This is a genomic window from Actinacidiphila bryophytorum (assembly GCF_016916835.1).
Lineage (GTDB): Bacteria > Actinomycetota > Actinomycetes > Streptomycetales > Streptomycetaceae > Actinacidiphila > Actinacidiphila bryophytorum.
On sequence record NZ_JAFFIX010000010.1, the window covers coordinates 215,582 to 240,658 of the forward strand.

The window sequence follows — 25,077 nt, forward strand, 5'->3', positions numbered from 1 at the left end:
CCCGCGGGCTACTTGAAGGCCTCGCGCACCGCGGCGGACGAACGCCGGTAGACCTCGCTGCCCTTCAGCCGGCGCCTGATCATCGCCAGCCGCGGGTGCCGCTCGCCCAGCTCGCTGCCGATCCTGTCCAGCTCCTCGACCAGCCGCTCGGACCGCTTCTCCACCGCAAGCTCGTCCAGGATCCGGTCCACCTCGGCCAGCAGGGCGCCGTGCAGCTGCCACTGCCGGGGGTGCCGCTGCACGTTGTGCAGCAGCAGGTCGGCGATCTGGTCCCGGCTCCGCTCGCTGTCGGCGAGCGCCTGGATGAGCCGGTCCTCCGCGGTCTCCGCACTGGCCGAGACCTGACTGGTGATCAGCACCGCGAAGCTCTCGATCGCATACGCGACATGGTCGAACAGCTTCTCCAGCTCGTCGGCCACGTCGTCGGGGAAGAGCGCCTCCTCGGTGCGGTGCTTGGCCAGGTCGGTGAGGGTGCGGGACATCACCCTGAGCACCACCGCACAGATCTCCAGGGTGTCGAGGCCGGTGCGCAGCACGATCCGGGAGAGCGCTCCCTCACGCACCCGGGGATTCCACCGCAGGCTGTCCTCGGCCTGCCGCAGCGAGGCGTCCACCTCGACGATGTCGTGGTCGACCCGGCGCGCCTCGTGCAGCCGGGAGGCGGCGCGGGCGACCGGCAGGTGCCCGGCGACCTCGCCGCCCATGTCCCGGAACAGTCCGCCCATCCGGTTGGCCAGCGACTCGATGGACTCCCCCGCGGGCTGCACCCACACCGGTGGCGCGAGCAGGTTGAACAGCAGTCCGACCACCGCCCCGATGAGCGTCTCGAAGACCCGGTCCCACGCGGTGTTGGCCACCCGGGTCACCCCGAGCACCAGCATCGCGCTGATCGCCACCTCGATCTCGAACTCGCCGGCCCGCACGAACCGGCCGATCAGCAGCGAGGTCAGGATGATCAGGCCCAGGCTCCACCAGCTCAGCCCGACCAGCGAGCTGAAGCCGATCGCGATCAGGACACCGGCGACCACCGCGTTGACCCGGTTGATACCGGTCTTGAGGGTGGAGTACAGCGTCACCTGGACCACCAGCAGGGCGGTCAGCGGCGCGGTCAGCGGCGCCGGGTTGGGCAGCAGCCACACGGCCACGACATAGGAGATGACGGAGGCCGCGGTGGACCGCAGGATCTGCGCGGACACCGGCTCCGCGCTCCACCGGACGAGCTTGACCACGGGTTCTGGAACGTCGGGCATCCCATGACCTTTCCCGCTCCGCGCGATCTCGCTTGCCCGGCACAGCCTAGGCACGAAAGCGCCGATCAGGGCCGTGCGGCACGTCGCGGGACGGCGCTTTCACACCCCCGGAGCCATCGGGGTGAAGGGCCGTCCGCGGCCCTGCGGCGGGCCGCCCGGCGCCACCGGACGGCGCGTCAAGATCTTGCACTCAGCCGATTGCGGCATAACTCGCCTTTGCGGGCAAGGAGTTCACTGATCGTTCGGAGATCGACGGCATGCCGGAACGCCCTGAAACAGCAGTACCAATCTCGTTCACTTTCTTGACGTGTCAGCAACAGCGCCGTAATCATCGCAGCAACCAGAGAGCGCTCTCACACGCACCCAGGAGACGCCGTGACCGGCAACCCCCCACCTCTGTCCAGACGCATACCGCGTTCCCTCGTCTTCGCCTTCGTCGCGGCCGCGCTCGCGGCGTTCGCGCTGGCGGTCACCCAGAGCCAGGCCAAGGCCGCGGGCAGCCTGCTCTCGCAGGGCAAGACCGCGACCGCCTCCTCCACCGAGAACGCCGGCACCCCAGCCTCCTCCGCGGTGGACGGCAACACCGGCACCCGCTGGTCCAGCGCGGCCGCCGACCCGCAGTGGCTGCAGGTCGACCTCGGCGCGACCTCCGACGTCACCCAGGTCACGCTGAACTGGGAGACCGCCTACGCCAAGGCCTACCAGATCCAGGTCTCGGCGAACGGCACCAGCTGGACGAACGTGTACTCCACCACCACCGCGACCGGTGGCAACGAGACACTTTCCGTAAACGGTTCCGGGCGCTATGTCCGGATCTACACGACCCAGCGGGCCACCCAATGGGGAGTCTCGCTCTGGGAGTTCCAGGTCTACGGCAGCACCGGCACCGGCAACGCCGCCTGCAGCACCACGAACGCGGCACTGAACAAGACCGCGACCGCCTCCTCCACCGAGAACGCCGGCACCCCGGCCTCCTCCGCGGTGGACGGCAACAACGGCACCCGCTGGTCGAGCGCCGCGGCCGACCCGCAGTGGCTGCAGGTCGACCTGGGCTCGTCGCAGAACATCTGCGGTGTGCAGCTCAGTTGGGAAACCGCCTACGCCAAGGCCTACCAGATCCAGGTCTCGGACAACGGCACCAGCTGGACCAACGCGTACTCCACCACCACCGGTCCCGGCGCCACCGAGCTGATCACGCTGACCGGCACCGGGCGCTACGTGCGGATGTACGGCACCCAGCGCGCCACCCAGTACGGCTACTCGCTGTGGGAGTTCCAGGTCTTCACCGGCGGCAGCGGCAGCACCACCGGGACCACGACCGGCGGGACGACCGGCGGGACCACCACTCCCCCCACCGGCGGCGAGACCCTGCTGTCGTACAACAAACCGGCCACCTCCTCGACCTACCAGAACGCCAACAGCTGCGTCGGCTGCACCCCGTCCAAGGCCTTCGACGAGGACCCGGCGACCCGCTGGGCGACCAGCGACGTCAACGGCTGGGTGGACCCGGGCTGGATCGCGGTCGACCTCGGCGCGACCGCCCACATCACCAAGGTCGTCCTGCAGTGGGACCCGGCCTACGCGACGGCGTACCAGATCCAGACGTCCGCGGACGGCACCAACTGGACCAGCATCTACTCCACCACCACGGGCAAGGGCTTCAAGGAGACCCTGACCGTGGACGGCAACGGGCGCTACGTGCGGATGTACGGCACCGCGCGCAGCAACGGCTACGGCTACTCGCTGTGGACCTTCGACGTGTACGGCACCGGCGGCAACCCCACCGCGCCGCCGGCCACCCCGCCGAACCCGGGCAACCCCGAACACCTGGTGTGGAGCGACGAGTTCAACGGGGCCGCGGGCACCAAGCCGGACACCGGCAAGTGGACCCAGGACATCGGCGGCGGCCAGAACGGCGAGCTGGAGTACTACACCAACGGCGACAACACCACGATGGACGGCAACGGCAACCTGGTGATCGAGGCCAGGAAGGAGAACGTCGAGGGCCACCAGTACACCTCGGGCCGGATCAACACCTCCGACCACTTCAACTTCACCTACGGCCACGTCGAGGCGCGGATCAAGGTGTCCGGCACCCAGGGCCTGTGGCCCGCGTTCTGGATGCTGGGCTCCAACTTCAAGACCGGCACGCCGTGGCCCAACTCCGGTGAGATCGACATCATGGAGCACGTCGGCAAGGTCCCGGACTCGGTCTACTCCACCCTGCACGCGCCGGCCTACAACGGCGGCAACGGCTACGGCTCGCCCTACACCCTGGCGGGCTCGGACTTCGCGAACGACTTCCACACCTACGCCGTGGACTGGGACTCCAGCCACATGACCTTCTCGGTGGACGGCCACGCCTTCTTCACCGCGGACAAGGCGACGGTGGAGTCCACCCGGGGTCCGTGGGTGTACGACCACCCGTTCTACATCATCCTCAACAACGCGGTGGGCGGTGACTGGCCCGGCGCACCGGACGCCAGCACGGTCTTCCCGCAGCGCATGCTGGTCGACTACGTGCGCGTCTCGCAGTAAGGCAGCACCTCCCGGATGCCCGGGTCCCCGCAGCTCGGGACCCGGGCATCCGCCCTCGCTCCTCCACCGCCCCCCCACACCGCCGGGCCGCCCGCGGGCGCCGGGCGAGAGAGGCGAACTCCCATGCTGCAAGCCTCGTTCGGCACCTCCCCACCTCCCCCACCCCTGAGGCGGCGGCGGCTGACCGCCGCCCAGTCCCGGCTGGCCGCCGTCATCGGCTTCGTCCTGGTCGTCGCGCTGGCCCTGGTGGCCACACCGCGGATCGCCCGGGCCGCCGACCCGGTGCTGCTCTCGCAGGGCAAGACGGCCACCGCCTCCTCCACCGAGAACGCCGGCACCCCCGCATCCGCCGCCGTCGACGGCAACACCGGCACCCGCTGGTCCAGCGCCTTCGGCGACCCGCAGTGGCTGCAGGTCGACCTCGGCTCCTCGCAGCCGATCAGCAAGGTCGTGCTGAACTGGGAGACGGCGTACGCGTCCGGCTTCCGCATCCAGGTCTCGGACAACGCCAGTTCCTGGACCGACGTCTACACCACCACGACCGGCTCGGGCGGCACCCAGACCCTCACCGTCAGCGGCACCGGGCGCTATGTGCGGATGTACGGCACCGCCCGCGCCACGCAGTACGGCTACTCGCTGTGGGAGTTCCAGGTCTGGGGCGGCTCCGGCACCCAGCCCGCCGCGTGCGGCAACACCACGGCGGCCGTCGGCAAGCCGGCGACCGCGTCCTCGACGGAGAACGCGGGCACCCCGGCGTCCGCGGCCTTCGACGGCGACCCGGGCACCCGCTGGTCCAGCGCCGCGTCCGACCCGCAGTGGGTCCAGGTCGACCTGGGCTCCGCGCAGGACATCTGCGGGGTCAGCCTGACGTGGGAGGCGGCCTACGCGACCGCCTTCCAGATCCAGGTGTCGGACAACGGCAGCAGCTGGACGACCGTGTACTCCACGACGGCGGGCACCGGCGGCACCGAGAAGCACTCCTTCACCGCCAACGGCCGCTATGTGCGGATGTACGGCACCGCAAGGGCCACGCAGTGGGGCTACTCGCTATGGGACTTCACCGTGCTGACTCCCGGTGACGCCACGACGCCGCCCGGCGGCGGCAACGGCGACTGCCCGTGGGTGGGTTCGACCGCCCCGGTGGCCACCCGGGTCGCGCAGCTGCTGGCGCAGATGACGCAGGCGCAGAAGATCCAGATGCTGCACGGCACCGGCGCCAGCTCGCCCTACATCGGCGACACCGCGGCCATCCCGTCGCTGTGCATCCCGGCCATGGGCTTCCACGACGGCCCCAGCGGCGTCGGCGACGGCTTCGGCGGGGTGACCCAGCTGCCCTCGGCGGTCTCCTCGGCCGCGACGTGGGACACCGCACTGCAGAAGAGCTACGGCACGGTCGCCGGCGCCGAGTTCGCCGGCAAGGGCGCGGACGTGGCGCTCGGCCCGACGATGAACATCGTCCGCGACCCGCGCTGGGGCCGGGCCTTCGAGACCTACAGCGAGGACCCGTACCTGAGCGCCCAGATGGCCACCGCGAGCATCCAGGGCATCCAGAGCCAGGGCGTGATGGCGCAGGCCAAGCACGTGGCGGTCTACAACCAGGAGACCAACCGCAACGGGCCGCAGGACAACGCCATCGTCGACCAGCGCACCCTGCAGGAGATCTACTTCCCGGCCTTCCAGGCGGCAGTGAGCAAGGGCGCCTCGGCCTCGGTGATGTGCGCCTACTCCACCGTCAACGGCGTCTACGCCTGCCAGAACGCGAACCTGCTCAACAACGCCCTCTACCAGCAGGCCGGTTTCGGCGGCTTCGTCACCAGCGACTGGGGCGGCGCGCACTCCACGGTGGACGCGGCCAACAACGGCATGACCATGGAGATGCCGGGCGGCTACTTCTACGCCGACTTCCTCGCGCAGGCGCTCGCCAACGGCACGGTCAGCCAGGCGACGCTGAACACGATGGTCAGCCGGGTGCTGACGCAGATGTTCGCGTTCGGGATCTTCGAGAAGGTCAAGACCGGCAACCGCGACTCGGTGGTGACCAGCGTCGCGCACCAGGCGACGGCCCGCCAGGTCGCCGAGCAGGGCTCGGTGCTGCTCAAGAACAGCGGTGTGCTGCCGCTGTCGGGCGCGAACGCGACCTCGATCGCGGTGATCGGCCCGGACGGCGGCGCCGGGGTGCGCAGCGTCGGCGGCGGAAGCGCCACCGCGACGAGTTCGGGTACGAAGGCGCCGATCGACGCGATCAAGGCCAGGGCGGGCGCCGGGGCCACGGTGACGTACAACGACGGCACCGACGTCAACGCGGCGGTGAACGCCGCGCGTTCTGCGAGCGTGGCGGTGGTCTGCGTCGGCTACGGCGAGAACGAGGGCGCCGACCTGAGCAGCATCGACCTGCCGGGTACGCAGAACCAGCTGGTCCAGCAGGTCGCGGCGGCCAACCCGAACACCGTCGTGGTGCTCAACACCGGTTCCGCGGTGACCATGCCGTGGCTCGGGCAGGTCAAGGGCGTCGTCGAGGAGTGGTACGCGGGCCAGGAGGTCGGCAACTCCCTTGCCGCGCTGCTGTTCGGCGACGTCAACCCGTCGGGCAAGCTGCCGGTGACCTTCCCCGCCTCGCTGGGCGACGTGCCGGCGCACACCACGGCACAGTGGCCGGGCAACGGCAACGTGCAGTACAGCGAGGGCCTCAAGGTCGGCTACCGGTGGTACGACGCGCAGAACATCGCGCCGCTGTTCCCGTTCGGGTTCGGCCTGTCGTACACCACCTTCGGCTTCTCCGGGCTGCAGGTGGGCGCGCTCGACGGCAGCGGCAATGCCACGGTGAGCGCGACGGTCACCAACACCGGCAGCAGGGCCGGCGCAGAGATCGCCCAGCTGTACGTCGGCGACCCGGCGTCCACCGGTGAGCCCGCCAAGCAGCTCAAGGGCTTCCAACGGGTGGACCTGCAGCCGGGCGCCAGTGCGAAGGTGACCTTCACGGTGACCGCGCACGACCTGGCGTACTGGAACACCGCGGGGAACAACTGGACCACGGCGGCGGGCGGTTACCAGATCATGGTCGGCGACTCGTCGCGGAACCTGCCGCTGAGCGGGACGCTGACCGTGCCGACGGCGATGACCGCGAAGACCGTCGGGGCCGCGGCCACCGCGGCGGCCTCGGTCACCGTGCACAACCCGCACGGCATGAGCAGCCCCGCGGGCACCGCGGTGCGGCTCGCGGTCGCGGCCGAGGCGACGGGCGGCGCCGCCCCGGTCTTCACCGCGACCGGGCTGCCGGCCGGTCTTTCCATCAGCGGCGACGGGGTGGTCTCGGGCACCCCGAAGGCGAAGGGGACCAGCACGGTCAGCGTGACGGCCTCGGACGGCAAGGGCGCGGCCGACACCGCGACCTTCGTCTGGACGGTCACCTGAGACGCGGGCCCGCGGCTCGGTGAGCCGCGGGCCCGCCCACCGATTCTGCCTCCCCATGGGTGAAGACGACTCCCCGTGGGGAGGCAGATGTACATGACAATGCGATGGCGTCCCGGGTCAGCGTCCGTACCAGACGGTGGTGACGTTGCAGAACTCGCGGATGCCGTGGCCGGACAGCTCGCGGCCGTAGCCGGAGCGCTTGACGCCGCCGAAGGGCAGCGCCGGGTGCGAGGCCGTCATGCCGTTGAAGAACACCCCGCCGGCCTGCAGTTCGGCAGCGAAGCGCCGCTGCTCCTCCTCGTCGGTGGTCCACACGTTGGAACTCAGCCCGAACGGCGTGTCGTTGGCCAGCGCCACCGCCTCGTCCAGGTCCCGCACCCGGTAGAGGGTCGCGACCGGGCCGAACGCCTCCTCGCGGTGGATGCGCATCGCCTCGGTGACCTGGCCGAGCACGGTCGGCTCGTAGTACCAGCCCGGCGGCAGCGCCTTGGGGCGGCGGGCGCCGCACAGCGCCTCCGCCCCCTGGGAGAGCGCGTCCTCGACCAGCTCCTCCAGGTCCGCCCTGCCCTGCTCGGTGGCCAGCGGGCCGACGTCGGTGGACGGGGTCGTCGGATCGCCGACCCGCAGGGCGCTCATCGCCCGGGTGAATCGCTCGGCGAAGTCGTCGTAGACGTCCGCGTGGACGATGAAGCGCTTGGCGGCGATGCAGGACTGGCCGTTGTTCTGCACCCGGGCGGTGACCGCGACCTGGACCGCCCGGTCCAGGTCGGCCGCCGCCGACGGCATCACCACGAAGGGGTCGCTGCCGCCGAGTTCCAGCACCGTCTTCTTGACCTCGTCGCCCGCGACCGAGGCGACCGCGCGGCCCGCGCCCTCGCTGCCGGTCAGGGTCGCCGCGGCCACCCGCGGGTCGCGCAGCACCCCCTCGATGGCGCCGGAGCCGACCAGCAGCGTCTGGAAACAGCCCTCGGGGAAGCCCGCCCGGTGGAACAGCTCGCCGAGGTAGAGCGCGGTCTGCGGGACGTTGGAGGCGTGCTTGAGCAGCCCGGTGTTGCCGGCCATCAGCGCGGGCGCGGCGAACCTGACGACCTGCCAGAGCGGGAAGTTCCAGGGCATCACCGCGAGCACCACACCCAGCGGGCGGTAGCGCACATACGCCCGGGCGGCGCCGCTGTCCTCGACGTCGGCGGCCTGCGGCTGCTCGTCGGCGAGCAGGCCCTCGGCGCGCTCGGCGTACCAGCGCATCGCCTTGGCGCACTTGGCGGCCTCCGCGCGGGCGGCGGCCAGCGTCTTGCCCATCTCGGTGGTCATGGTGCGGGCGATGTCGTCCTGCTCCTTGTCGAGCAGGGCGGCCGCGGCCTCCATCAGCCGCGCCCTGGTGCCGAAGTCGGTCTCCCGCCAGCTGCGGAACGCGCTGTGCGCGGCGGCGATCCGCGCCTCGACGCCGGCTGCGTCGAGCGGTTCGAAGGTACGGACCGTCTCCCCTGTCGCGGGGTTCACGGTGGCGATCGGCATGCTGCTCCTCCTCGTGCCGCGGGCCGGCCGGGCGGGCTCGCGGGCCGGGCGCCCACGAGGCGCGGATACCCGCGCGTGCCGTGTCCATGCGGCTGCGCCGCCATCCTGCCCCGGACGGCAGCGCCGGGCGCCGGCGCTGCGCCCGCCGGAGTGCGCACGGCACCCGCCCGGCGCAACCCGCCCCCGGAAGGGTTCCGCCGTCCGGGTGGTCCCGTACCCGGTGTTCCGCCGCCGGGAAGGAGCTGACCTGCAGCGTTCACCCGCCGGTAACGCCGGCCACATCAGCCGCAGGTTCTACGCGCGCAGAATCGTTTCCCGCACCCCAATTCACCGCCCCCCACATGGAGGTTGACGGATGCCTGGTCCCCGTACGTCCCGCAGCAGGATCGCGCTCGGCGCGACCGCGGCACTGGGCGTGATCGCCCTGGCCGCGGCCGGTGTCGCCACCGGCAGCGCACAGGCCGCACCGTCGGCCGCCGCCGTACCCGCCGCGGCCGGCACCCACCGGGTGCTGTTCGACAACACCAAGGCGGAGACGGCCGGCAACGCCGACTGGATCATCAGCACCAGCCAGCCCGACCCGCTGGGCCAGGACGCCACACCGAACGCCGAGACCGACTGGACCGGCGCCATTTCCTCCTGGGGCGTCGCCCTGCAGAAGGCCGGCGGCTACAGCCTGAACACCCTGCCGTCCGGGCGGACCATCACCTACGGCAACAGCTCCAACGCCCAGGACCTGAGCAACTTCGACACCTTCGTCCTGACCGAGCCCAACGTGAAGCTCAGCGCCGCGGAGAAGACCGCGGTGATGACCTTCGTCAAGAACGGCGGCGGCCTGTTCCTGATCTCCGACCACAACAACAGCGACCGCAACAACGACGGCTGCGACTCGCCCTGCGTGATCAACGACCTGCTCACCAACAACGGCGTCGACAACACCGACCCGTTCGGCTTCTCCGTCGACCTGCTGGACATCAGCACCGACAACCCCCGGGCGATCAGCAGCAGTTCCGACCCGGTGCTGCACGGCCCCTTCGGCACCGTCACCGGCAGCATCCTGCGGGACGGCACCACCTTCACCCTCAAGCCGACCGACAACCCCAACGTCAAGGGCCTGCTCTACCGCACCGGTTCGTCAGGCAACAGCGGCGCCTTCTTCGCCACCAGCACCTTCGGCAGCGGCCGGGTCGCCATCTGGGGCGACAGCTCACCGGTCGACGACGGCACCGGCCAGTCCGGCAACACACTCTACGACGGCTGGAACGACCCGGCCGGCACCGACGCGGCGCTGGCGCTCAACGCGACAGCCTGGCTGGCGGGTTCCGGCAGCACCACCACCCCGCCGCCCACCACCGGCGGCACCACGGGCGGCACCACCTGCACCGCCCGCCAGCTGATCGCCAACCCCGGCTTCGAGTCGGGCACCTCCTCCTGGTCGGCGACCAGCGGCGTCATCAACAACGACAGCGGCGAGGCCGCGCACAGCGGCTCGTACAAGGCGTGGCTCGACGGCTACGGCACCGCGACCACCGACACCCTCGCCCAGTCGGTCACCATCCCGGCGGGCTGCGCGGCCCAGTTGAGCTTCTGGCTGCACATCGACACCGCGGAGACCGGCTCGACGGTGTACGACACGCTCAAGGCGCAGGTGCTGAACTCCTCCGGCACGGTGCTGGGCACGCTCGCGACGTACAGCAACGTCAACGCGGCGTCCGGCTTCGCCCAGCGGTCCTTCTCGCTGAGCGCCTACGCGGGCCAGACGGTCACGGTGAAGTTCACCGGGACCGAGGGCTCGAAGCTGCAGACGTCCTTCGTCATCGACGACGTGGCGCTGGACGTCAGCTGACCCCGCCCCGTCCCCGCCGCCGGCCCGCCCGGGGCCGGCGGCGGGGACGGGTCAGCCGAGCAGGCTGCGCTGGGTCTCCGGGCCGAACTCGCACCAGACCGCCTTGCCGTCGCCGCGCGGCTCGACACCCCAGTGGGTGGCCAGCGCGTCGATCATCAGCAGCCCGCGCCCCGAAGTGGCGGCCTCGCCCGGCGAGCGCCGGCGCGGCCACACGCTGGAGCGGTCCTGCACGGTCAGCCGCACCCGGCGCACCGGCTCCGGCAGCACCTCGAGGGTCAGCACCGCACCGCCCTCGGTGTGCAGCAGCACGTTGACCAGCAGCTCGCCCGCGGCGACCTCGACGTCGTCGGCCAGCTCCGGCAGCTCCCAGGCCTCCAGCGTCTGGCGCAGCGCGAGCCGCGCGTCGGCCAGCCCCTCGGGGTCGGCCTGGTGGACGTAGGAGTGCATGCGCGGCGCCCCCGAGGTGCCCGGGTCGGGGTCGCGGCGCAGGATCAGCAGCGCCACGTCGTCCTGCGAGCCCCAGCGCTCCCACAGGTTGTCCGCGAGGTGGTCGGCCAGGTCCTCGTGGTGCTCGGGGCCGTCCCGCACCGCCTCGGCCAGCGCCTCCATGCCGACGGTGATGTCCAGACCGCGCTCCTCGACGAGCCCGTCGGTGCAGAACACCAGGGTCTCACCGGGCACCAGGTCAAGCCGGGTCTCGGGGAATTCGTGCAGGTCGACCGCGGTGGCCAGGCCCAGCGGCAGCCCGCCGCGCACGTTGGGCCAGCCGGTACGCCCGTCGGTGTGCCGCACCAGCGGCCCGAGGTGGCCGGCCCTGGCCGCCCTGACCGAGCCGCCGGCCAGGTCCACCTCGGCGTAGGCGCAGGTCGCGAAGCGCTCGGTGTCCAGCTCGGCGAGGAAGCGGGAGGCCCTGGCCAGCACCGTCGACGGCGGGTGGCCCTCGGCCGCGTAGGCGCGCAGCGCGATCCGCAGCTGCCCCATGACGGCCGCCGCATGCGTGTCGTGCCCCTGCACGTCGCCGACGACCAGGCCCACCCGGTTCTGCGGCAGCGCCACCACGTCGTACCAGTCGCCGCCGACCTCACGGCCGCTGGAGGCCGCGTGGTAGCGCACCGCGACACCGGCGCCCTCGACCCGCGGTATGTCCCGCGGCAGCATCGCCGACTGCAGCCCGGTGGCGAACTCCCGCTCCCGGTCGAAGAGCATGGCCCGCTGCAGGGACTGCGCCACGATCGCCGCGAGCGCCGCACACAGCTCGCGGTGGTCGTGGGTGAAGACGTCACCCGAGCGGTAGAAGAGCGAGAAGCCGCCGATGGAGCGGCCCTGGGCGACCAGCGGCAGGAAGGCCGCCGCCTCAAGGCCGAGGCCCGTCAGACCCGTCACGAAGGCCACACAGGCCGGGTACTGCTCCGCCAGCTCGGTCAGGGAGTGCACGAACTTGGGCTGCTGGGTCATGACCGCCTCGCCCAGCGGCAGCGTCCCGTCGAAGCGGGTGGGCGGCAGCCCGCCCAGGGGGGCCGCGACACCGCTGACCCCGATGTAGCGCAGCTTGCCGCCCTCGATCAGCGCCAGCGCCAGCCCGTCGGCGCCGAAGCGCTCCATGCCGCCCGCGCCGGTCAGCACCGCGGTGATGTCCTCGACGGTCACCGCACGGGACAGCGCCTCGGTGGTCAGCCGGACGATCGGGGCGAGGCTCTGCCGCTCCTCCGCCGGCGGGGCGGGCTGCACCTCGGGCGCCTGGGTCAGCTCGTCGGTGGCGTCCCTGACGATGCCGACGATGCGGTACGGGTTGCCCCGCTGGTCGCGCAGGATCGTGCCCTGGGTGTGCGTCCACTGCTTGGCGCCGTCCCTGCGGGTGATCCGGAAGTACCCTCCGTAGCTGCGGTGACCCGCCTGGATCGCGGCCCTGAGCGCGTAGTCCAGCCGCACGCCCTCCTCGGGCGAGACCCGCAGCACCAGCGACTCCGGACGCGAGTCGAACTCCTCCGGCCGCAGGTCGAAGACCTTCAGACCCGCGGCGTCCAGCTCGAGGGTGCCCCGGTCGAGGTTCCAGTCGAAGCTGCCCATGCCGTTCAGGGCAAGCCGCTCCCCCGGGCCGATCTCCGACTCCGGAGGCCGGTCCAATCCGAGGACGGGGCCGATCCTGGGGTCGTAACCACTGCGGACCGGTCGCTTACGCACTGTCATGCACTGGCTCCGGGGGGTCGGACCTGCGGTCATCGGGCCGCTTCCGCGAGGCGGACCATCGGGAAGGCTTCGGCATGATTTGGGGCCATTAGAGCCATTATGCCCCGGCGGCGGTGTCCGGTCCCGGCTGCGGTGGTGCGGGTTCGCGCCGGTGCGTCTTCGCGCTCAGCGCACGGCGGTACGCCGGCGGCGCACCACGACCAGGCCCGTCGCCCCGACGAGCGCCGCCACGGCCACCGCCTTCACCGAGCCGGGGCCGGTCACGCCCCCGCCCAGCCCGGTCCGCACGGTGCCGGGCGCCGGGGCGCCCCGCTCCTCGACGGCCACGGGTATCGTCCCCTGCCCCCCGTCGCACCCGAAGGCGACGTCATGGCGTACGCCGGGCGCCGCGTACCGGCCGACGGTGACCGTGGCGACCTGCTCCAGCTCCTGCCCCTGCCCTTCGCCCGGGCCGAGCGCCACGGTGCCGAACAGGCCGGGGGCCGAGGCCGTCGCGGGACCCGCACACCCGAAGGCACGCAGAGTGACGGTGTCGCCGGGGGCGGCCGTGGCCGGGGTCGCGGTGAAACGCGGGCCGTCGGCGGCGGCCGCCGCGGGTGCGGCGGCGGCGAGCGCGGCCACGGCCAGGGCGGCTGCGGATATGAGCCCGGCGCGCATACGTCTCTCCCCGTGCCGGGGGCGGTCCCATGACCGCTCCAACGTCGCGGCCGGCACCCTTCCGGTATCCGACGGAGCCGCCCCCGCCGCGCGCCGGCGACCGCCCGCCCGGCCGCCGCACCCCACCGCCGGTGCGCTGAACTGCCGCACGGGCAGGCCGCGTTGGCCGCGGCGCTACGGACCCGCGCCGGTGGGACCGTTCGGGTGGGGCCGCCCTCACCGGTGGTCGGCGCCCCGGGTCGGAGTGAGCACGGCGAAGGCCACCAGGCCCGGCGGCGCGGTCAGCCACGCCGGCGGGTCGACGGCGGCGAAGCGCTCGACCAGGGCGTCGAAGACACGGTAGGCGCTGGTCGCGTCACGTGCGGTGACCACCACGTGCACCAGGCCAGGTTCCTGCAGGCGTTCCCAGTCGTCCGGCACGGCCGGCTCCTTCCGCTGCGGATCTGTTGCCCGCAGGGACCGCGGGGGGCGGGGACGCAGTTGCGGAACCGTGCGGGGTTCACCCCGAAGGGGCGTGCGCGGCATGGGGCGGGGCCGGCGGGGTAGCCGAGAGGGCGAACGGTACGCAATCTCCTACGGAGTGTGCGATGACCAGTCCGTACCCTGACCCGTTTCCGCCGGTCCCGCCACCGGACGAGCCGGTGCCGGGGCCTCATCCGGTGCCCGCACCGGAGCCGCACCCTGTTCCTGGGCCGGCCCCGGACCCCGTCCCGACCCCGCCGTCCCCCGTCCCCCCTTCCCCCGAGCCCACCCCGGCCCCGTCCCCACCCCCGATCGACCGCCGGCCGTAGTCCGGTCCTGCCCCTTGCGGTGAGCTTGCACCTTCCGGTGCACCGTGAACGCAACAGGAAGTGGCACCCCCCAGGCGGCCCGCCGGGACAACCGAGGTCACCGGAAGCGCTGACATGACAGGCCTGACCATAGGCACAGAACTGGCCGGAGCCGGTGAATTCCGCACGCGGTTTCGATTTGTTCACCCGTCGGTGTATCCATCGAAAATATGCCCGGGCATTCATCATCAAGGTCGATAATCCACACGCGCCGCGAACATGACACCCGCAACACCGCAGGTGAGAGCCCCCTCCCTTCGAACACCCCCCGGTGTATGGCGCAGCCTTTTCGATCACCTCCGCAGAATGGTCACAAGTCCTCCGCGAGGTGCCCCACCATGGTCCCCGGAAATACGGCCGGAGCGGCCGTTGCGCATGGGAGTGCGCCGAAAGGGAATCGGCGGCTCCCGGGGGAGGTAATTCATGGGCAGGGCTTTGCGTGCCGCATCCGTCGCGTCCGCGGCGGCACTGGTGGCACTGGCGATCGCGCCGACGGCGGCGCGGTCCGCCGTGCCGCCGCGGGTCGACCTGAGGGTGCTGGTGGTGGACGACGGCGGTCCCGCGACCGCCGCGATCACCTCGGAGCTGGACGGCGCCGGCACCCCGTACACGACGGTGGACCTGGCCGCCGCGAGCCGGCCGGTGATCACGCCGGGCTTCCTGAGCGACACCGTGTCGGGCCGGCCGCGCGCCAAGTTCCAGGCGGTGGTGCTGCCGAACGACAACCCGTTCGGCGCGGACTCCGCGGAGATGGCGGCCCTGGCGGCGTACGAGACGGCCTTCGGCATCCGGCAGGTGGACGCGTACACCTATGCGCAGCCCGCGGTGGGGCTGAACTACGCGCAGACCGGCGGCTACATCGGCCGGCTGGACGGCGTGCAGGGGCAGGTGACCGCTCAGGGCGCGGCCGGTGACTTCGGCTATCTGAAGGGTGCCGTTCCCTTCGAGGACAACGACCCCTACCAGTCGGAGAGTTACGGCTACCTCGCAACACCGCTGGCCGCCCAGGCGGCGGGGGCGGTCTTCACCCCGCTGGTGGACGCGCCCATCCCGGGCAGCGCGCAGCGCGGTGTGCTGGTCGGGCAGTACGCGCACGACGGGCGCACCGAGCTGGTGATCCCCTTCGTCTACAACCAGTACCAGCAGCAGTTCCGGCTGCTGGCCCGCGGCATCGTGGAGTGGATGACCCAGGGCGTCCACCTGGGCGCCGACCGCAACTACTTCGAGGTGCAGGTCGACGACGTCTTCCTGGCCGACGACCGGTGGAACTCCTCGCTCAACTGCACGCCGGGCGACGTGGACTGCCCGATCGGCACGGGTGAGGACACCGACCCGATCCGGATGACCGCCGCGGACGCGGCCTATGCCACGCAGTGGTCGAAGGCGCACGGCTTCACCCTGGACTTCGTCTTCAACGGCGGCGGCAGCGAGGACTGGAAGTCCGACCACGACACCTCCTCCGACCCGCTGGCGAACCAGCTGGTGGCCGACAAGAACAGCTACCGCTGGGTCAACCACACGTATCTGCACCCCTTCCTGGGCTGTGTGCAGGACGTCAGCGTGGTGCCCTGGCGGTGCGAGACGACCTCGACGGGTGCCACGCAGTGGGTCAGCAAGGCCGACATCACCGCGGCGGTCAAGGACAACCGCAGCTGGGCGGCGCAGCACGGGATCCCGCTGAACAACCAGGAGTTGGTGACCGGCGAGCACTCCGGGCTCAAGGTGCTGCCGCAGCAGCCCGCCGACAACCCCAACCTGGCGCCCGCGCTGACCGGGCTCGGCGTCGCCTACCTGGCGAGCGACAACTCCCGTGAGCCCGACCAGCGCAAGGTCGGCCCCGCGCTGACCGTGCCGCGCTTCCCGATGAACGTCTTCTACAACGCGGGCACCGCGCAGGAGGAGACCGACGAGTACAACTGGATCTACACCAACCTCGCGCAGGGCGGCAGCGGCGCGTGCGCGATCTCGGGCAACTCCACGTGCCTGGTCGCCCCGTTGGACCCGGCCACCGGCTACGCGTCGTACATCGTGCCGCTGGAGGCCAGGATCGACCTCGGCCATGTGCTCGGCAACAACCCGCGCCCGCACTTCATCCACCAGTCGAACCTGGCCGAGGGCCGGATCGCCTACCCGGTGCTGGAGCGGGTGCTCGGCGACTATGCGGCCCTCTTCGCCGCGAACACCCCGGCGGAGAACCTGCGGACCGCGGACATCGCCACCGAGCTGCAGCGCAGGGCCGCGTGGAGCGCGGCATGGAAGGGCGGCAAGGTGACCGCCTACCGCATCGGCAGCACGGTGACCGTCAGCGCGCCGAGCGGTGTGGCGGTGGACGTCACCGCGCCGGCCGGTACGCGGCAGGCCCAGCTGCTGGGCTCGACGGCCTTCGGCACCGCCTACGCGGGACGCCTGTCCGGCTGGGCGCAGCCGGGCCTGCTCCAAGGCGCGGTCACCCTCACGCTGCCCGCCTCCGCGGTCCCCGCGGCCGTCCCGGCGGCGACTGCGGCCAAGGCGAAGAGCCCGGCGACGCTCGCCGCGCCGGTCGGCCGGCTGCCCGTGCCCCGCGGCGTCGCCGACGCCGTACCCGCAGGTCCCGGCGACAGCGCGCGCGGCTAGGCCGTGTTTTGGAAGTAGCGCCGTCCGCCCACAGGGCGGGCCCCGCGGCGTCTGGTGCGTGCGATCGCAAGGCGGAGGGCCGTCCTCGTAGTGGGCCTACTCGGACGACTCCGACAACGCAGCGAGCGTGCGTGCCAGGCGTCGCGGGGCAGGCGGGACTTCCACAACACGGCCTAGCGCGGGAAGCGACACCGCAGGTGCGGGCGGGGCGCCGACGCCCCGCCCGCACGGACCGGCCCGACATGGCAAAGCACCGCACAGCACCGACCCACCGCACCCGACCCGTCCAGGGGGACACCGCTTCATGCACGCAGTCTTCGGCGAGCCGTCGCGCATCGCGCAGGTGACGCTGCTGACCGAGGGGACGTATCCGCACAGCCCCGGCGGGGTGAGCGTCTGGTGCGACCAGCTGGTCCGCGCGATGCCCGACGTCGACTTCCGGGTGACGGCCGTCACCGCGACGGGACATGAGCAGCCGGTGTGGGAACTGCCCCCGCACGTCACGGCGTTGGAGTCGATACCCATGTGGGGTCCCACCCCCGGGGGCCGGGAGCCGCGCGGCCGGGAGCGGCGTGCGCTGCTCGCCGCCTGGGAGCGGCTGCTGACCGCGCTGCTGGCCCAGGAGGACGGCGCCGACGAGCTGTTCGGCCCCGCGCTCTACGAACTCGCCGGGTGGGCAGGGTCCGGCACGCTGTCGGCGGGGCTGCGCTCTGAGGCGGCGGTACGCACCCTGGCCGGGCTGTGGCGGCGCCCGGGTACGGACGTGGCGGCCGCGCTGCCGACCCAGCACGACGCGCTGACCGGCACCGACCTGCTGGAGCACGCGCTGCGCCCGCTGGCCGCGGCCCCGCCCACCGGGGTGGCGCACGCGGTCAGCGGCGGCCTCGCCACCCTGCCGGGGCTGGTCGCGCACCACCGCGACGACGTGCCGCTGCTGCTCACCGAGCACGGCGTCTACCAGCGGGAGCGCTACCTAGGACACCGCACAGGACCCTACCGGTGGCCGGTCAAGTCCCTGATGCTGCACTTCTTCCGGCTGCTGGCCCGCGAGGCCTACCGGCACAGCGCGCTCATCACCCCGGGCAACCGCTACAACCGCCGCTGGGAGGAGCACGGCGGCGCCGACGCGGACCGTATCCGCACCGTCTACAACGGGGTGGACCCCGGCGCCTTCCCGCCCGCCGGTCCTGAACCCGAGGTGCCGACGCTGACCTGGGCGGGACGCATCGACCCGATCAAGGACCTGGAAACGCTGATCCGGGCCTTCGCGCTGGTCCGGGAGGAGATACCGGCGGCCAGGCTGCGGATCTTCGGCGGCACCCCGCGCGGCGGCGAGGAGTACCGGGCGCGGTGCGAGGCGCTGGCCGCGGCGGTCGGGGCAGCGGACGCGGTCCGCTTCGAGGGCCGGGTCGAGGACATCCGCACCGCCTACGCGGCGGGCCAGGTCGTGATGCTCTCCAGCATCAGCGAGGGCTTCCCCTTCACCCTGATCGAGGCGATGTCCTGCGGGCGCTGCACCGTCTCGACTGACGTCGGCGGGGTGCGCGAGGCGGTCGGCGACACCGGCCTGGTCGTACCGCCGCGGGACCCGGCGGCCATGGCGCTGGCGGCGATCGCGCTGCTGCGCGACCCGGCGCGGCGGGCCGCGCTCGGCGAGGCGGCCAGGCTGCGGGTGATCGACCAGTTCACCCTGCGCCAGACCATCGACGCCTTCCGCGGCATCTACACCGGCCTGTCGCCGTCCGAGCCGCGTACGGCGCAGCAGTACGCCGGTGTGACGTGGATGTCCCGCGTGTGGCGCCCTGAGCAGGCGCAGGACCCGGCCCTTGCCGCACAGGCGTCGGAGGGCACGGCATGAGCGTCCCGCCACCACGAGCAGCCACACACGCCCCACCCGGCGGGCGGTGCGCTTCCGCCGGCCGCGGTGGCTCGGGCAGTTCCCCTGCGGCAGGGGGTGCCCACCAGGGGCGCGGGGAACTGCGCGCCCAGCCCCCCACCGGCCGGTGGTGGGGTACGGACGGGAACAGCCCCATTCCGACGGAGACGACCCGCGCCCCGGTGGGGGCTGAGCGCGCCCACGCGGCGCCAGCCGCACATCAGATAGACGCATACGCCACACCCCGCACCTGCACCGCCACCAGCGGACGCATGCCAGGAGCGCGCGGTGCGCGCCCGGTGCCCGGGCCGGCCGCCACGGGCGGACCGTACGGCCGAACGGAACTGTTGCAAGTGAAGGGGACGGCATGAGCGGGGCGTTGTCTGCGGCCGGTGCGGACGGCGGGTCCGTGGTGCGGCTGCCGCGGCTCCGGCGGGCGCCGGCCTGGGCCGACGGGGACCCGGTGGCGGAGCTGGCGCAGCGGCTGGGGGACGCGTGCGGGAGCGCGGTGCACGCCGACGAGATCGCGGCACTGCTGGAGTCTGACGGCCTGACCGACGAGCAGATCACCGAACGCTACCGGCACCCGGACCTGTTCGCGCTGGCCGAGACGCTCTTCGCCCTGGTGCCGCGGACGTACCCGGAGCCGGAGCCGGCCGCGGACCCGTGGCGGACGGACGTCGGGCGGTGCGTCCTGCGCGGCCTCACCTTCGCGCTGCCGGGCGTGGCCTACGTCGTCGGCGGACGCTGGGCGGCCGGCCCCGACGGTCACTTCGGGGTGAGCGCGGCGGTCGCGGGCTGGGCCGCGGCGGCGCTGTGCAGCTGGGGCTGGAACCAGGCCCTGGCGCACCGGGCGGGGCTGCTGCTGCTCGCGAGCCGACCCAGGGCCGCCGCCCGCTGCCTGCTCACCGGCGGCGCCGCGGGCACGGGACTGGCCACCGCGGCAGCCGCGGCCGTCATAGGACCGGCGCACCTGCCGGCGCTGGCCTTCGCGGCAGGCCAGGCCCTCTACATGGCCGCGGCCACCGCCTTGCTGGTCCTGCACCGCGAACGCACCCTCCTGTACGTGCTGGCCCCGCTGACGCTGGCCGCGGCATGCGGCGCCGCAGCCCTCCCCTCCCCCGCGGCCGCCGCCCTCCTCGCAGCGACGGTCACCGCGGCCACGGCAGCGGCGGCTGCCACGGCCCTGCGCGCGCCGGCCGGCGAACTCCCGGGCGGGACAGGGCAGGACGCCCGCCGCGGCCTCGCGGCACGGCTCCGGCGCCGCCGCGCCGGCGCGTCCCAGTCGGAGAACGGCCCCCGCCCGGCCCCGCCCCAGTCCGTGCCACTGAACCTGGCCAGGCTCGCCGCACGGCTCCGGCGCCCCCGCGCCGCCGCATCCCGGCCGGGAAGCAGCCCGGACAACGGCCCCCGCCCGGCCCTGCGGCAGTCGGTGCCGCTGGGACTGGCCGGGCTGGCCGCCGGAGGGCTGGTGGTCGCGGCGGCGCTCGCCGGGGAGTTCGTCGGCGCGCTCACGGTGAGCATGGGTGTGGCCGAGTGGCTGCTCTTCCGGCTGCGCAGCCGCTGCCTGACGGCGGTGCGCAGGACGGGGGTCGCGCAGCGGCTGCTCGGCAGGTCGTGGCGGGTGCTGGCCCGCTGCCTCGGCGGCTACGCCGCCGCGCTGGTCACGCTGGCCGGCGTCGAGTCCGCGGTGCTGCCCGGTGCGGCGGCCTGGGACGCGCCGCACCTGGGGGTGCTGCTCGCGCTGGGCTGCACCCTGTGGCTCGCGCTGCTGCTCCAGTCCTGCGGTCGGCCGTGGACGGCCGCCGCCGTCCTGTCGGCGGCGACGGCCACCGCCGTGCCGCTGCTGGCCCTGCACACCGCGACGCCGGGCACCGTCATCGGCGTGACCGGCGGCTGCGCCGCCGCCGTCCTGCTCGCGGCGGCCACCACCGTCACCGCCCGGGTGACCACCCACCGCTGAGGGCCGCCCAAGGCCCCTCGACACCGCACCGCATCCAACCCACCCTCACCGCAAGGAGATTCCCGCATGTCCTCCCCAACTCCGGTCGCCGTCACGGGCGCCGAGGGCTTCATCGGCTCGCACCTGGTCGAGGCGCTGGTGGCCTCGGGCCGCCGGGTGCGCGCCATGGTGCAGTACAACTCCTTCTCGTCGAACGGCTGGCTGGAGGTCCTGCCGCCGGACGTGGCGGACTGCGTGGACGTCGTGCTGGGCGACGTCCGGGACCCCGGCTCGGTGCGCGACCTGGTCGCGGACTGCGACACCGTCTACCACCTGGCCGCGCTGATCGCGATCCCGTACTCCTACCGCGCCCCGCGCTCGTACGTCGACACCAACGTGACCGGCACCCTCAACGTCCTCGAAGCGGTACGCGAGTCGGGCATCCCGCGCCTGGTGCACACCTCGACCAGCGAGACGTACGGCACCGCGCAGACCGTACCGATCAGCGAGGACCACCCGATCGTCACGCAGTCGCCCTATGCGGCGTCCAAGGCGGGCGGGGACCGGCTCGCCGACAGCTACCACGCCAGTTTCGGCACCCCCGTGGTGACGCTGCGGCCCTTCAACACCTTCGGGCCGCGGCAGTCGATGCGGGCGGTGATCCCGACGGTGATCGGGCAGGTCGCGGCGGGCGAGACCAAGGTGACGCTCGGCGACCTGCGGCCGACCAGGGACTTCACCTACGTCAAGGACACCGCCGCCGCCTTCCTCGCGGTGGGGACGGCCCCGGCCCAGCAGGTCGTGGGCCGGACCTTCAACGCCGGTACGGGCGGCGAGATCTCGGTCGGCGACCTGGTGCGGCTGATCGGCACCCTGATGGACACCGAACTGGCCGTGCTGGAGGACCCGCAGCGGCTGCGCCCGTCCGGCTCCGAGGTGATGCGGCTGGTGTGCGACGCGGGCCGGCTGCGCGAGGCGACCGGCTGGGCGCCGGCCCACCGGCTGGAGGAGGGCCTGGCCCGCACCATCGACTTCTTCCGCGACCCCGCGCACCTCGCGCGCTACAAGACGGCCGCCTACAACGTCTGACGAGCCGTCACATCCATACCCACGGCACACCATCACCATGACCGCACGACCTCTGGGGGGACCCACCATGCACGCTGTCATCCTCGCGGGCGGCAAAGGCGTACGGCTGCGGCCGTACACCACCGCACTGCCCAAACCGCTGGTGCCGATCGGCGACAGCCACGCGATCCTGGAGATCGTGCTCAGACAGCTGGCCACCGCGGGCTTCCGCCGCTGCACCATCGCCATCGGGCACCTCGGCAACATCATCCGCGCCTACGTGGGCGACGGTTCGCAGTGGGGGCTCGACGTCGACTACGTCACCGAGGACAACCCACTCGGCACCATGGGGCCGTTGCTGACCATGCGGAAGCAACTGCCCGAGCACTTCCTGGTGATGAACGGCGACGTGCTCACCGACCTGGACTTCGGCGACCTGCTGCGCGGGCACCGCGGCTCCGGGGCGCCGCTGACGATCGCCACCTACCGGCGCACCGTCAGCATCGACTTCGGGGTGCTCACCACCGACGAGGGGCAGGTGGTGGCCTTCACCGAGAAGCCGAGCATGGACTACCGGGTGTCGATGGGCGTCTACGGGGTCTCCCGGGCGACGCTGGACGGCTACACCGCGGGGCTGCCGCTGGGCTTCGACGAGGTCGTGCTCGACCTGCTGGCCGCGGACCGGCCGCCGCGCGCCCACGACTTCGACGGCTACTGGCTCGACATCGGCAGGCCCGACGACTACGACCGGGCGAACGCCGAGTTCAGCAGCCTGCGCGGGCTGCTGCTCAAGGGGGCGTGAGCGGGCGATGAGCAGGATTCTGGTGCTCGGCGGCACGGGCTTCCTCGGCGGACCGGTGAGCGCCCGGCTGCGCGAACTGCCGGGCGCGACGGTGCTGTACGGCGGGCGGGCGGCGGCCGGCGGGCGGGGCGCGCCGGACCTGGCGGTCGACCTCGGCAAGGTGCCGGTGGACGTGCTGGCCGGCGGGCTGACCGCGCTGGCCCCCGACGTCGTGGTCAACTGCGCCGGGCTCGCCGCCGGCCCCGCCAGTGCGCTCGCGGCGGTCAACACGCGGGGCGCTGCGGCCCTGTGCGAGGCGCTGGCGGCGGCGGTGCCCGCGGCGCGGCTGGTGCAGCTGGGCTCGGCGGCCGAGTACGGCCCCGGGGTGCCGGGGACGGCGCTCGCCGAGTCGGCGGCGGCCCGGCCTGCCGAGGTCTACGGCGCCACCAAGCTGGCGGGCACCCTGGCGGTGGCGGGGTCCGGGCTGGACGCGGTGGTGCTGCGGGTCTTCAACCCGGTCGGCGCGGGCGCCCCCGCCTCCGGGCTGCCGGGCCGGCTGGCCACCGCCTTCCGTGGCGCGCCGCCCGGCGGGTCGGTCATGACCGGCGACCTCGGCGCGTACCGTGACTTCGTGGACGTGCGGGACGTGGCGGAGGCGGTCGCGCTGGCCGCGACCGCGACGGGGCCGCTGCCGCCGGTCGTGAACGTGGGCTCGGGGCAGGCCACCCTGGTGCGCGACCTGGCGGTCGAGCTGGCGGGGCTGTGCGGCTTCGGCGGGCGGATCACGGAGTCGGGTGCGGGCTCCGAGCGTTCCGCTGGCGTGTCATGGGTGCGCGCGGACATCGCGCTGGCCGCCGACGCGCTCGGCTGGCAGCCGCTCCGCACCCTGCACGACGCGCTGGCGGCGCTCTGCCATGCGACCGCCCCGACCGCGGGCGCCCCCGCATGACGCCCGGCCGGCGCCCGCCCGCGACCCCGGCGTACGGGGTCCCGCGCCGCGGGGCACAGGATGCGACCGCGCACCCGTACGGCGGTCCGGCCGGTGTGCCGGCGGCGAGCGCGCGGGCACTGCTGGTGCCGATGTACGTCCATCCCGCCGTCGACCCGGGGGCCTGGCGGGCGCTGGAGAAGATGGCAGGGCGGCTCTACGGGGTGGTGGTGAACGTGGCGGACGGGCCGGGGGCCGGGCGGCCGGACAGTGCGGTCGCGACGGCGGCGGAGCGCCTGCGGTCTGCGGGGGTGCGGCTGTTCGGCTACGTGGACACCGACTACGCGGCCAGGCCCGCCCGGGACGTGGAGCGCGATGTGCGCAGGCACCGGGAGTGGTACGGGGTGGGCGGGGTCTTCTTCGACCGGGTCGCAGCAGGGCGCGAGCAACTGCCGTACTACCGGCGGCTGGTGGCGGCCGGCCGGCTCGACGGCGCCCGCACCGCGGTCCTCAACCCGGGGGTGCACCCCGACCCCGGCTATGCGGCGGCGGCCGACCTGCTGGTGACCTACGAGGGCACGTGGGCGGACTACGCCGCCGCGGCCGTGCCCCGGTGGACGGCCGCCCATCCCCCGGGCCGCTTCTGCCACCTGGTCTACGGGGTGCCCGGTCCGGCCGCCGCGCGGGCGGTGGCCCGTACGGCCGCGGTCCGCGGCGCGGGCGTCCACTGCGCGGTCCCCGGCGGGCCGCCCAACCCCTGGCAGCACGTCCCGGCGAGCGCCGCGTGAGGGGCCGCTTCACGGGCCGCCGGCTCGCGCCGGCCGCCGCGCTGCTGCTCGCACTCGCGGGCTGCACCTCTTCGGGCGGCGACGGCGGGGGCGGCGACGGCGGGCGTCCGCGATCCGCCGGGCCGCCCGTGGCGGGCCGCTGGCAGCCGCAGGTGGGGGTCGCCTGGCAGTGGCAGCTCAGCGGCACCGTCGACACCTCCGTGGACGTGCCGGTGTACGACATCGACGGCTTCGAGAACCCGGCGGCCGTCGTCGCGCGCCTGCACGACGACGGCCGCCGGGTGGTCTGCTACGTCAACGCCGGTGCGTGGGAGTCCTTCCGGCCGGACGCGAAGGACTTTCCCGCCGCACTGCTGGGCCGCGGCGACGGCTGGGACGGCGAACGCTGGCTGGACGTCCGCGCCCTGGACCGGCTGCGCCCGCTGATGGCGGCCCGGTTCGACATGTGCAGAGCCAAGGGCTTCGACGCCGTCGAGCCGGACCTGCTCGACGGGTACGCCAACTCCACCGGCTTCCCGCTGACGGCGGCCGACCAGTTGGCGTACAACCGCATGATCGCCGGCCTCGCCCACGACCGGGGCCTGGCCGTGGGGTTGAAGAACGACCTGGACCAGGTGCCGCAGCTGCTGGGCGACTTCGACTTCTCGGTGGACGAGCAGTGCGCCCAGTACGACGAGTGCGGGCAGTTGTCGCCCTTCGTCGCCGCGGGCAAGCCGGTCTTCCACGTCGAGTACGAGCTGGCGCCCGCGCAGTTCTGCCCCGCGGTGCGCAAGCTGGGCTTCAGCTCCATGCGCAAGCACCTGTCGCTGGACGCCTGGCGGGAGCCCTGCTGAGCGCGCGGTCCCGT

General features: G+C 73.2%; 16 protein-coding genes. 11 read left to right on the forward strand and 5 right to left on the reverse strand.

Going from position 1 to position 25,077, the window contains the following annotated elements; translation table 11 throughout:
- Positions 1-8: 8 nt before the first annotated feature.
- Complete coding sequence (locus JT723_RS17410; RefSeq protein WP_205045558.1) at positions 9-1,250, reverse strand: FUSC family protein; 1,242 nt, start codon at positions 1,248-1,250, stop codon at positions 9-11.
- A gap of 396 nt (positions 1,251-1,646) precedes the next feature.
- On the opposite strand from JT723_RS17410, the gene JT723_RS17415 reads away from it, so the two are divergent.
- Together JT723_RS17415 and JT723_RS17420 are read left to right on the forward strand one after the other, a co-directional pair.
- A complete protein-coding gene (locus tag JT723_RS17415) occupies positions 1,647-3,788 on the forward strand; it encodes a discoidin domain-containing protein (RefSeq protein WP_205045636.1) in 2,142 nt (713 codons plus the stop codon).
- 123 nt (positions 3,789-3,911) lie between these two features.
- The gene (locus JT723_RS17420) at positions 3,912-7,199 is read left to right on the forward strand and encodes a discoidin domain-containing protein (RefSeq protein ID WP_205045559.1); all 3,288 of its coding nucleotides are present in this window, start codon (positions 3,912-3,914) and stop codon (positions 7,197-7,199) included.
- 117 nt (positions 7,200-7,316) lie between these two features.
- On the opposite strand, the gene JT723_RS17425 is transcribed toward JT723_RS17420, so the two are convergent.
- A complete protein-coding gene (locus JT723_RS17425) occupies positions 7,317-8,714 on the reverse strand; it encodes an NADP-dependent succinic semialdehyde dehydrogenase (RefSeq protein WP_205045560.1) in 1,398 nt (465 codons plus the stop codon).
- Between the two features lie 355 nt (positions 8,715-9,069).
- On the opposite strand from JT723_RS17425, the gene JT723_RS17430 reads away from it, so the two are divergent.
- Positions 9,070-10,560: a M6 family metallopeptidase gene (locus JT723_RS17430; protein ID WP_205045561.1), complete on the forward strand. Its 1,491-nt coding sequence runs from the start codon at positions 9,070-9,072 to the stop codon at positions 10,558-10,560.
- 51 nt (positions 10,561-10,611) lie between these two features.
- On the opposite strand, the gene JT723_RS17435 is transcribed toward JT723_RS17430, so the two are convergent.
- The 3 genes from JT723_RS17435 to JT723_RS17445 all read right to left on the reverse strand — a co-directional run bounded on the left by JT723_RS17435 (position 10,612) and on the right by JT723_RS17445 (position 13,824).
- Positions 10,612-12,747 carry a SpoIIE family protein phosphatase gene (locus tag JT723_RS17435; RefSeq protein ID WP_205045562.1) on the reverse strand — a complete coding sequence of 712 codons (2,136 nt, stop codon included), beginning with the start codon at positions 12,745-12,747 and terminating at the stop codon, positions 10,612-10,614.
- A 165-nt stretch (positions 12,748-12,912) separates the two neighbouring features.
- The gene (locus JT723_RS17440) at positions 12,913-13,404 is read right to left on the reverse strand and encodes a hypothetical protein (protein WP_205045563.1); all 492 of its coding nucleotides are present in this window, start codon (positions 13,402-13,404) and stop codon (positions 12,913-12,915) included.
- Positions 13,405-13,620: 216 nt separating this feature from the next.
- Positions 13,621-13,824, reverse strand: coding sequence for a hypothetical protein (locus tag JT723_RS17445; protein WP_205045564.1), 204 nt, complete (start codon positions 13,822-13,824; stop codon positions 13,621-13,623).
- A gap of 833 nt (positions 13,825-14,657) precedes the next feature.
- On the opposite strand from JT723_RS17445, the gene JT723_RS17450 reads away from it, so the two are divergent.
- The 8 genes from JT723_RS17450 to JT723_RS35175 all read left to right on the forward strand — a co-directional run bounded on the left by JT723_RS17450 (position 14,658) and on the right by JT723_RS35175 (position 25,063).
- Positions 14,658-16,847: a hypothetical protein gene (locus JT723_RS17450; RefSeq protein ID WP_205045565.1), complete on the forward strand. Its 2,190-nt coding sequence runs from the start codon at positions 14,658-14,660 to the stop codon at positions 16,845-16,847.
- 304 nt (positions 16,848-17,151) lie between these two features.
- Positions 17,152-18,705, forward strand: a complete 1,554-nt coding sequence (gene pelF, locus JT723_RS17455; protein ID WP_205045566.1) for a GT4 family glycosyltransferase PelF — start codon at positions 17,152-17,154, stop codon at positions 18,703-18,705.
- Positions 18,706-19,090: 385 nt separating this feature from the next.
- Positions 19,091-20,686 (forward strand): hypothetical protein, encoded by a 1,596-nt coding sequence (locus JT723_RS17460; protein WP_205045567.1) that lies wholly within the window; start codon positions 19,091-19,093, stop codon positions 20,684-20,686.
- Positions 20,687-20,752: 66 nt separating this feature from the next.
- The gene (locus JT723_RS17465) at positions 20,753-21,754 is read left to right on the forward strand and encodes an SDR family NAD(P)-dependent oxidoreductase (protein WP_205045568.1); all 1,002 of its coding nucleotides are present in this window, start codon (positions 20,753-20,755) and stop codon (positions 21,752-21,754) included.
- A 67-nt stretch (positions 21,755-21,821) separates the two neighbouring features.
- On the forward strand, positions 21,822-22,535 hold the full coding sequence (locus JT723_RS17470) for a nucleotidyltransferase family protein (protein WP_205045569.1): 714 nt from the start codon (positions 21,822-21,824) through the stop codon (positions 22,533-22,535).
- A 7-nt stretch (positions 22,536-22,542) separates the two neighbouring features.
- Positions 22,543-23,463, forward strand: a complete 921-nt coding sequence (locus JT723_RS17475; RefSeq protein ID WP_205045570.1) for an NAD-dependent epimerase/dehydratase family protein — start codon at positions 22,543-22,545, stop codon at positions 23,461-23,463.
- Positions 23,460-24,230 carry a spherulation-specific family 4 protein gene (locus JT723_RS35170; protein WP_206248439.1) on the forward strand — a complete coding sequence of 257 codons (771 nt, stop codon included), beginning with the start codon at positions 23,460-23,462 and terminating at the stop codon, positions 24,228-24,230. The genes JT723_RS17475 and JT723_RS35170 overlap by 4 nt, the downstream gene beginning before the upstream one ends.
- Entirely contained in the window at positions 24,227-25,063 is an 837-nt protein-coding gene (locus tag JT723_RS35175) for an endo alpha-1,4 polygalactosaminidase (protein WP_251513636.1), read from the forward strand. The genes JT723_RS35170 and JT723_RS35175 overlap by 4 nt, the downstream gene beginning before the upstream one ends.
- Positions 25,064-25,077: the final 14 nt, after the last annotated feature.

Bases quoted from the DNA above. Each gene is read 5' to 3' on its own strand.
- JT723_RS17410 (WP_205045558.1), bottom strand. From the start codon at position 1,250: ATGCCCGACGTTCCAGAACCCGTGGTCAAGCTCGTCCGGTGGAGCGCG.
- JT723_RS17420 (WP_205045559.1), top strand. From the start codon at position 3,912: ATGCTGCAAGCCTCGTTCGGCACCTCCCCACCTCCCCCACCCCTGAGG.
- JT723_RS17425 (WP_205045560.1), bottom strand. From the start codon at position 8,714: ATGCCGATCGCCACCGTGAACCCCGCGACAGGGGAGACGGTCCGTACC.
- JT723_RS17430 (WP_205045561.1), top strand. From the start codon at position 9,070: ATGCCTGGTCCCCGTACGTCCCGCAGCAGGATCGCGCTCGGCGCGACC.
- JT723_RS17435 (WP_205045562.1), bottom strand. From the start codon at position 12,747: ATGACAGTGCGTAAGCGACCGGTCCGCAGTGGTTACGACCCCAGGATC.
- JT723_RS17440 (WP_205045563.1), bottom strand. From the start codon at position 13,404: ATGCGCGCCGGGCTCATATCCGCAGCCGCCCTGGCCGTGGCCGCGCTC.
- JT723_RS17450 (WP_205045565.1), top strand. From the start codon at position 14,658: ATGGGCAGGGCTTTGCGTGCCGCATCCGTCGCGTCCGCGGCGGCACTG.
- pelF (WP_205045566.1), top strand. From the start codon at position 17,152: ATGCACGCAGTCTTCGGCGAGCCGTCGCGCATCGCGCAGGTGACGCTG.
- JT723_RS17460 (WP_205045567.1), top strand. From the start codon at position 19,091: ATGAGCGGGGCGTTGTCTGCGGCCGGTGCGGACGGCGGGTCCGTGGTG.
- JT723_RS17465 (WP_205045568.1), top strand. From the start codon at position 20,753: ATGTCCTCCCCAACTCCGGTCGCCGTCACGGGCGCCGAGGGCTTCATC.
- JT723_RS17470 (WP_205045569.1), top strand. From the start codon at position 21,822: ATGCACGCTGTCATCCTCGCGGGCGGCAAAGGCGTACGGCTGCGGCCG.
- JT723_RS17475 (WP_205045570.1), top strand. From the start codon at position 22,543: ATGAGCAGGATTCTGGTGCTCGGCGGCACGGGCTTCCTCGGCGGACCG.
- JT723_RS35170 (WP_206248439.1), top strand. From the start codon at position 23,460: ATGACGCCCGGCCGGCGCCCGCCCGCGACCCCGGCGTACGGGGTCCCG.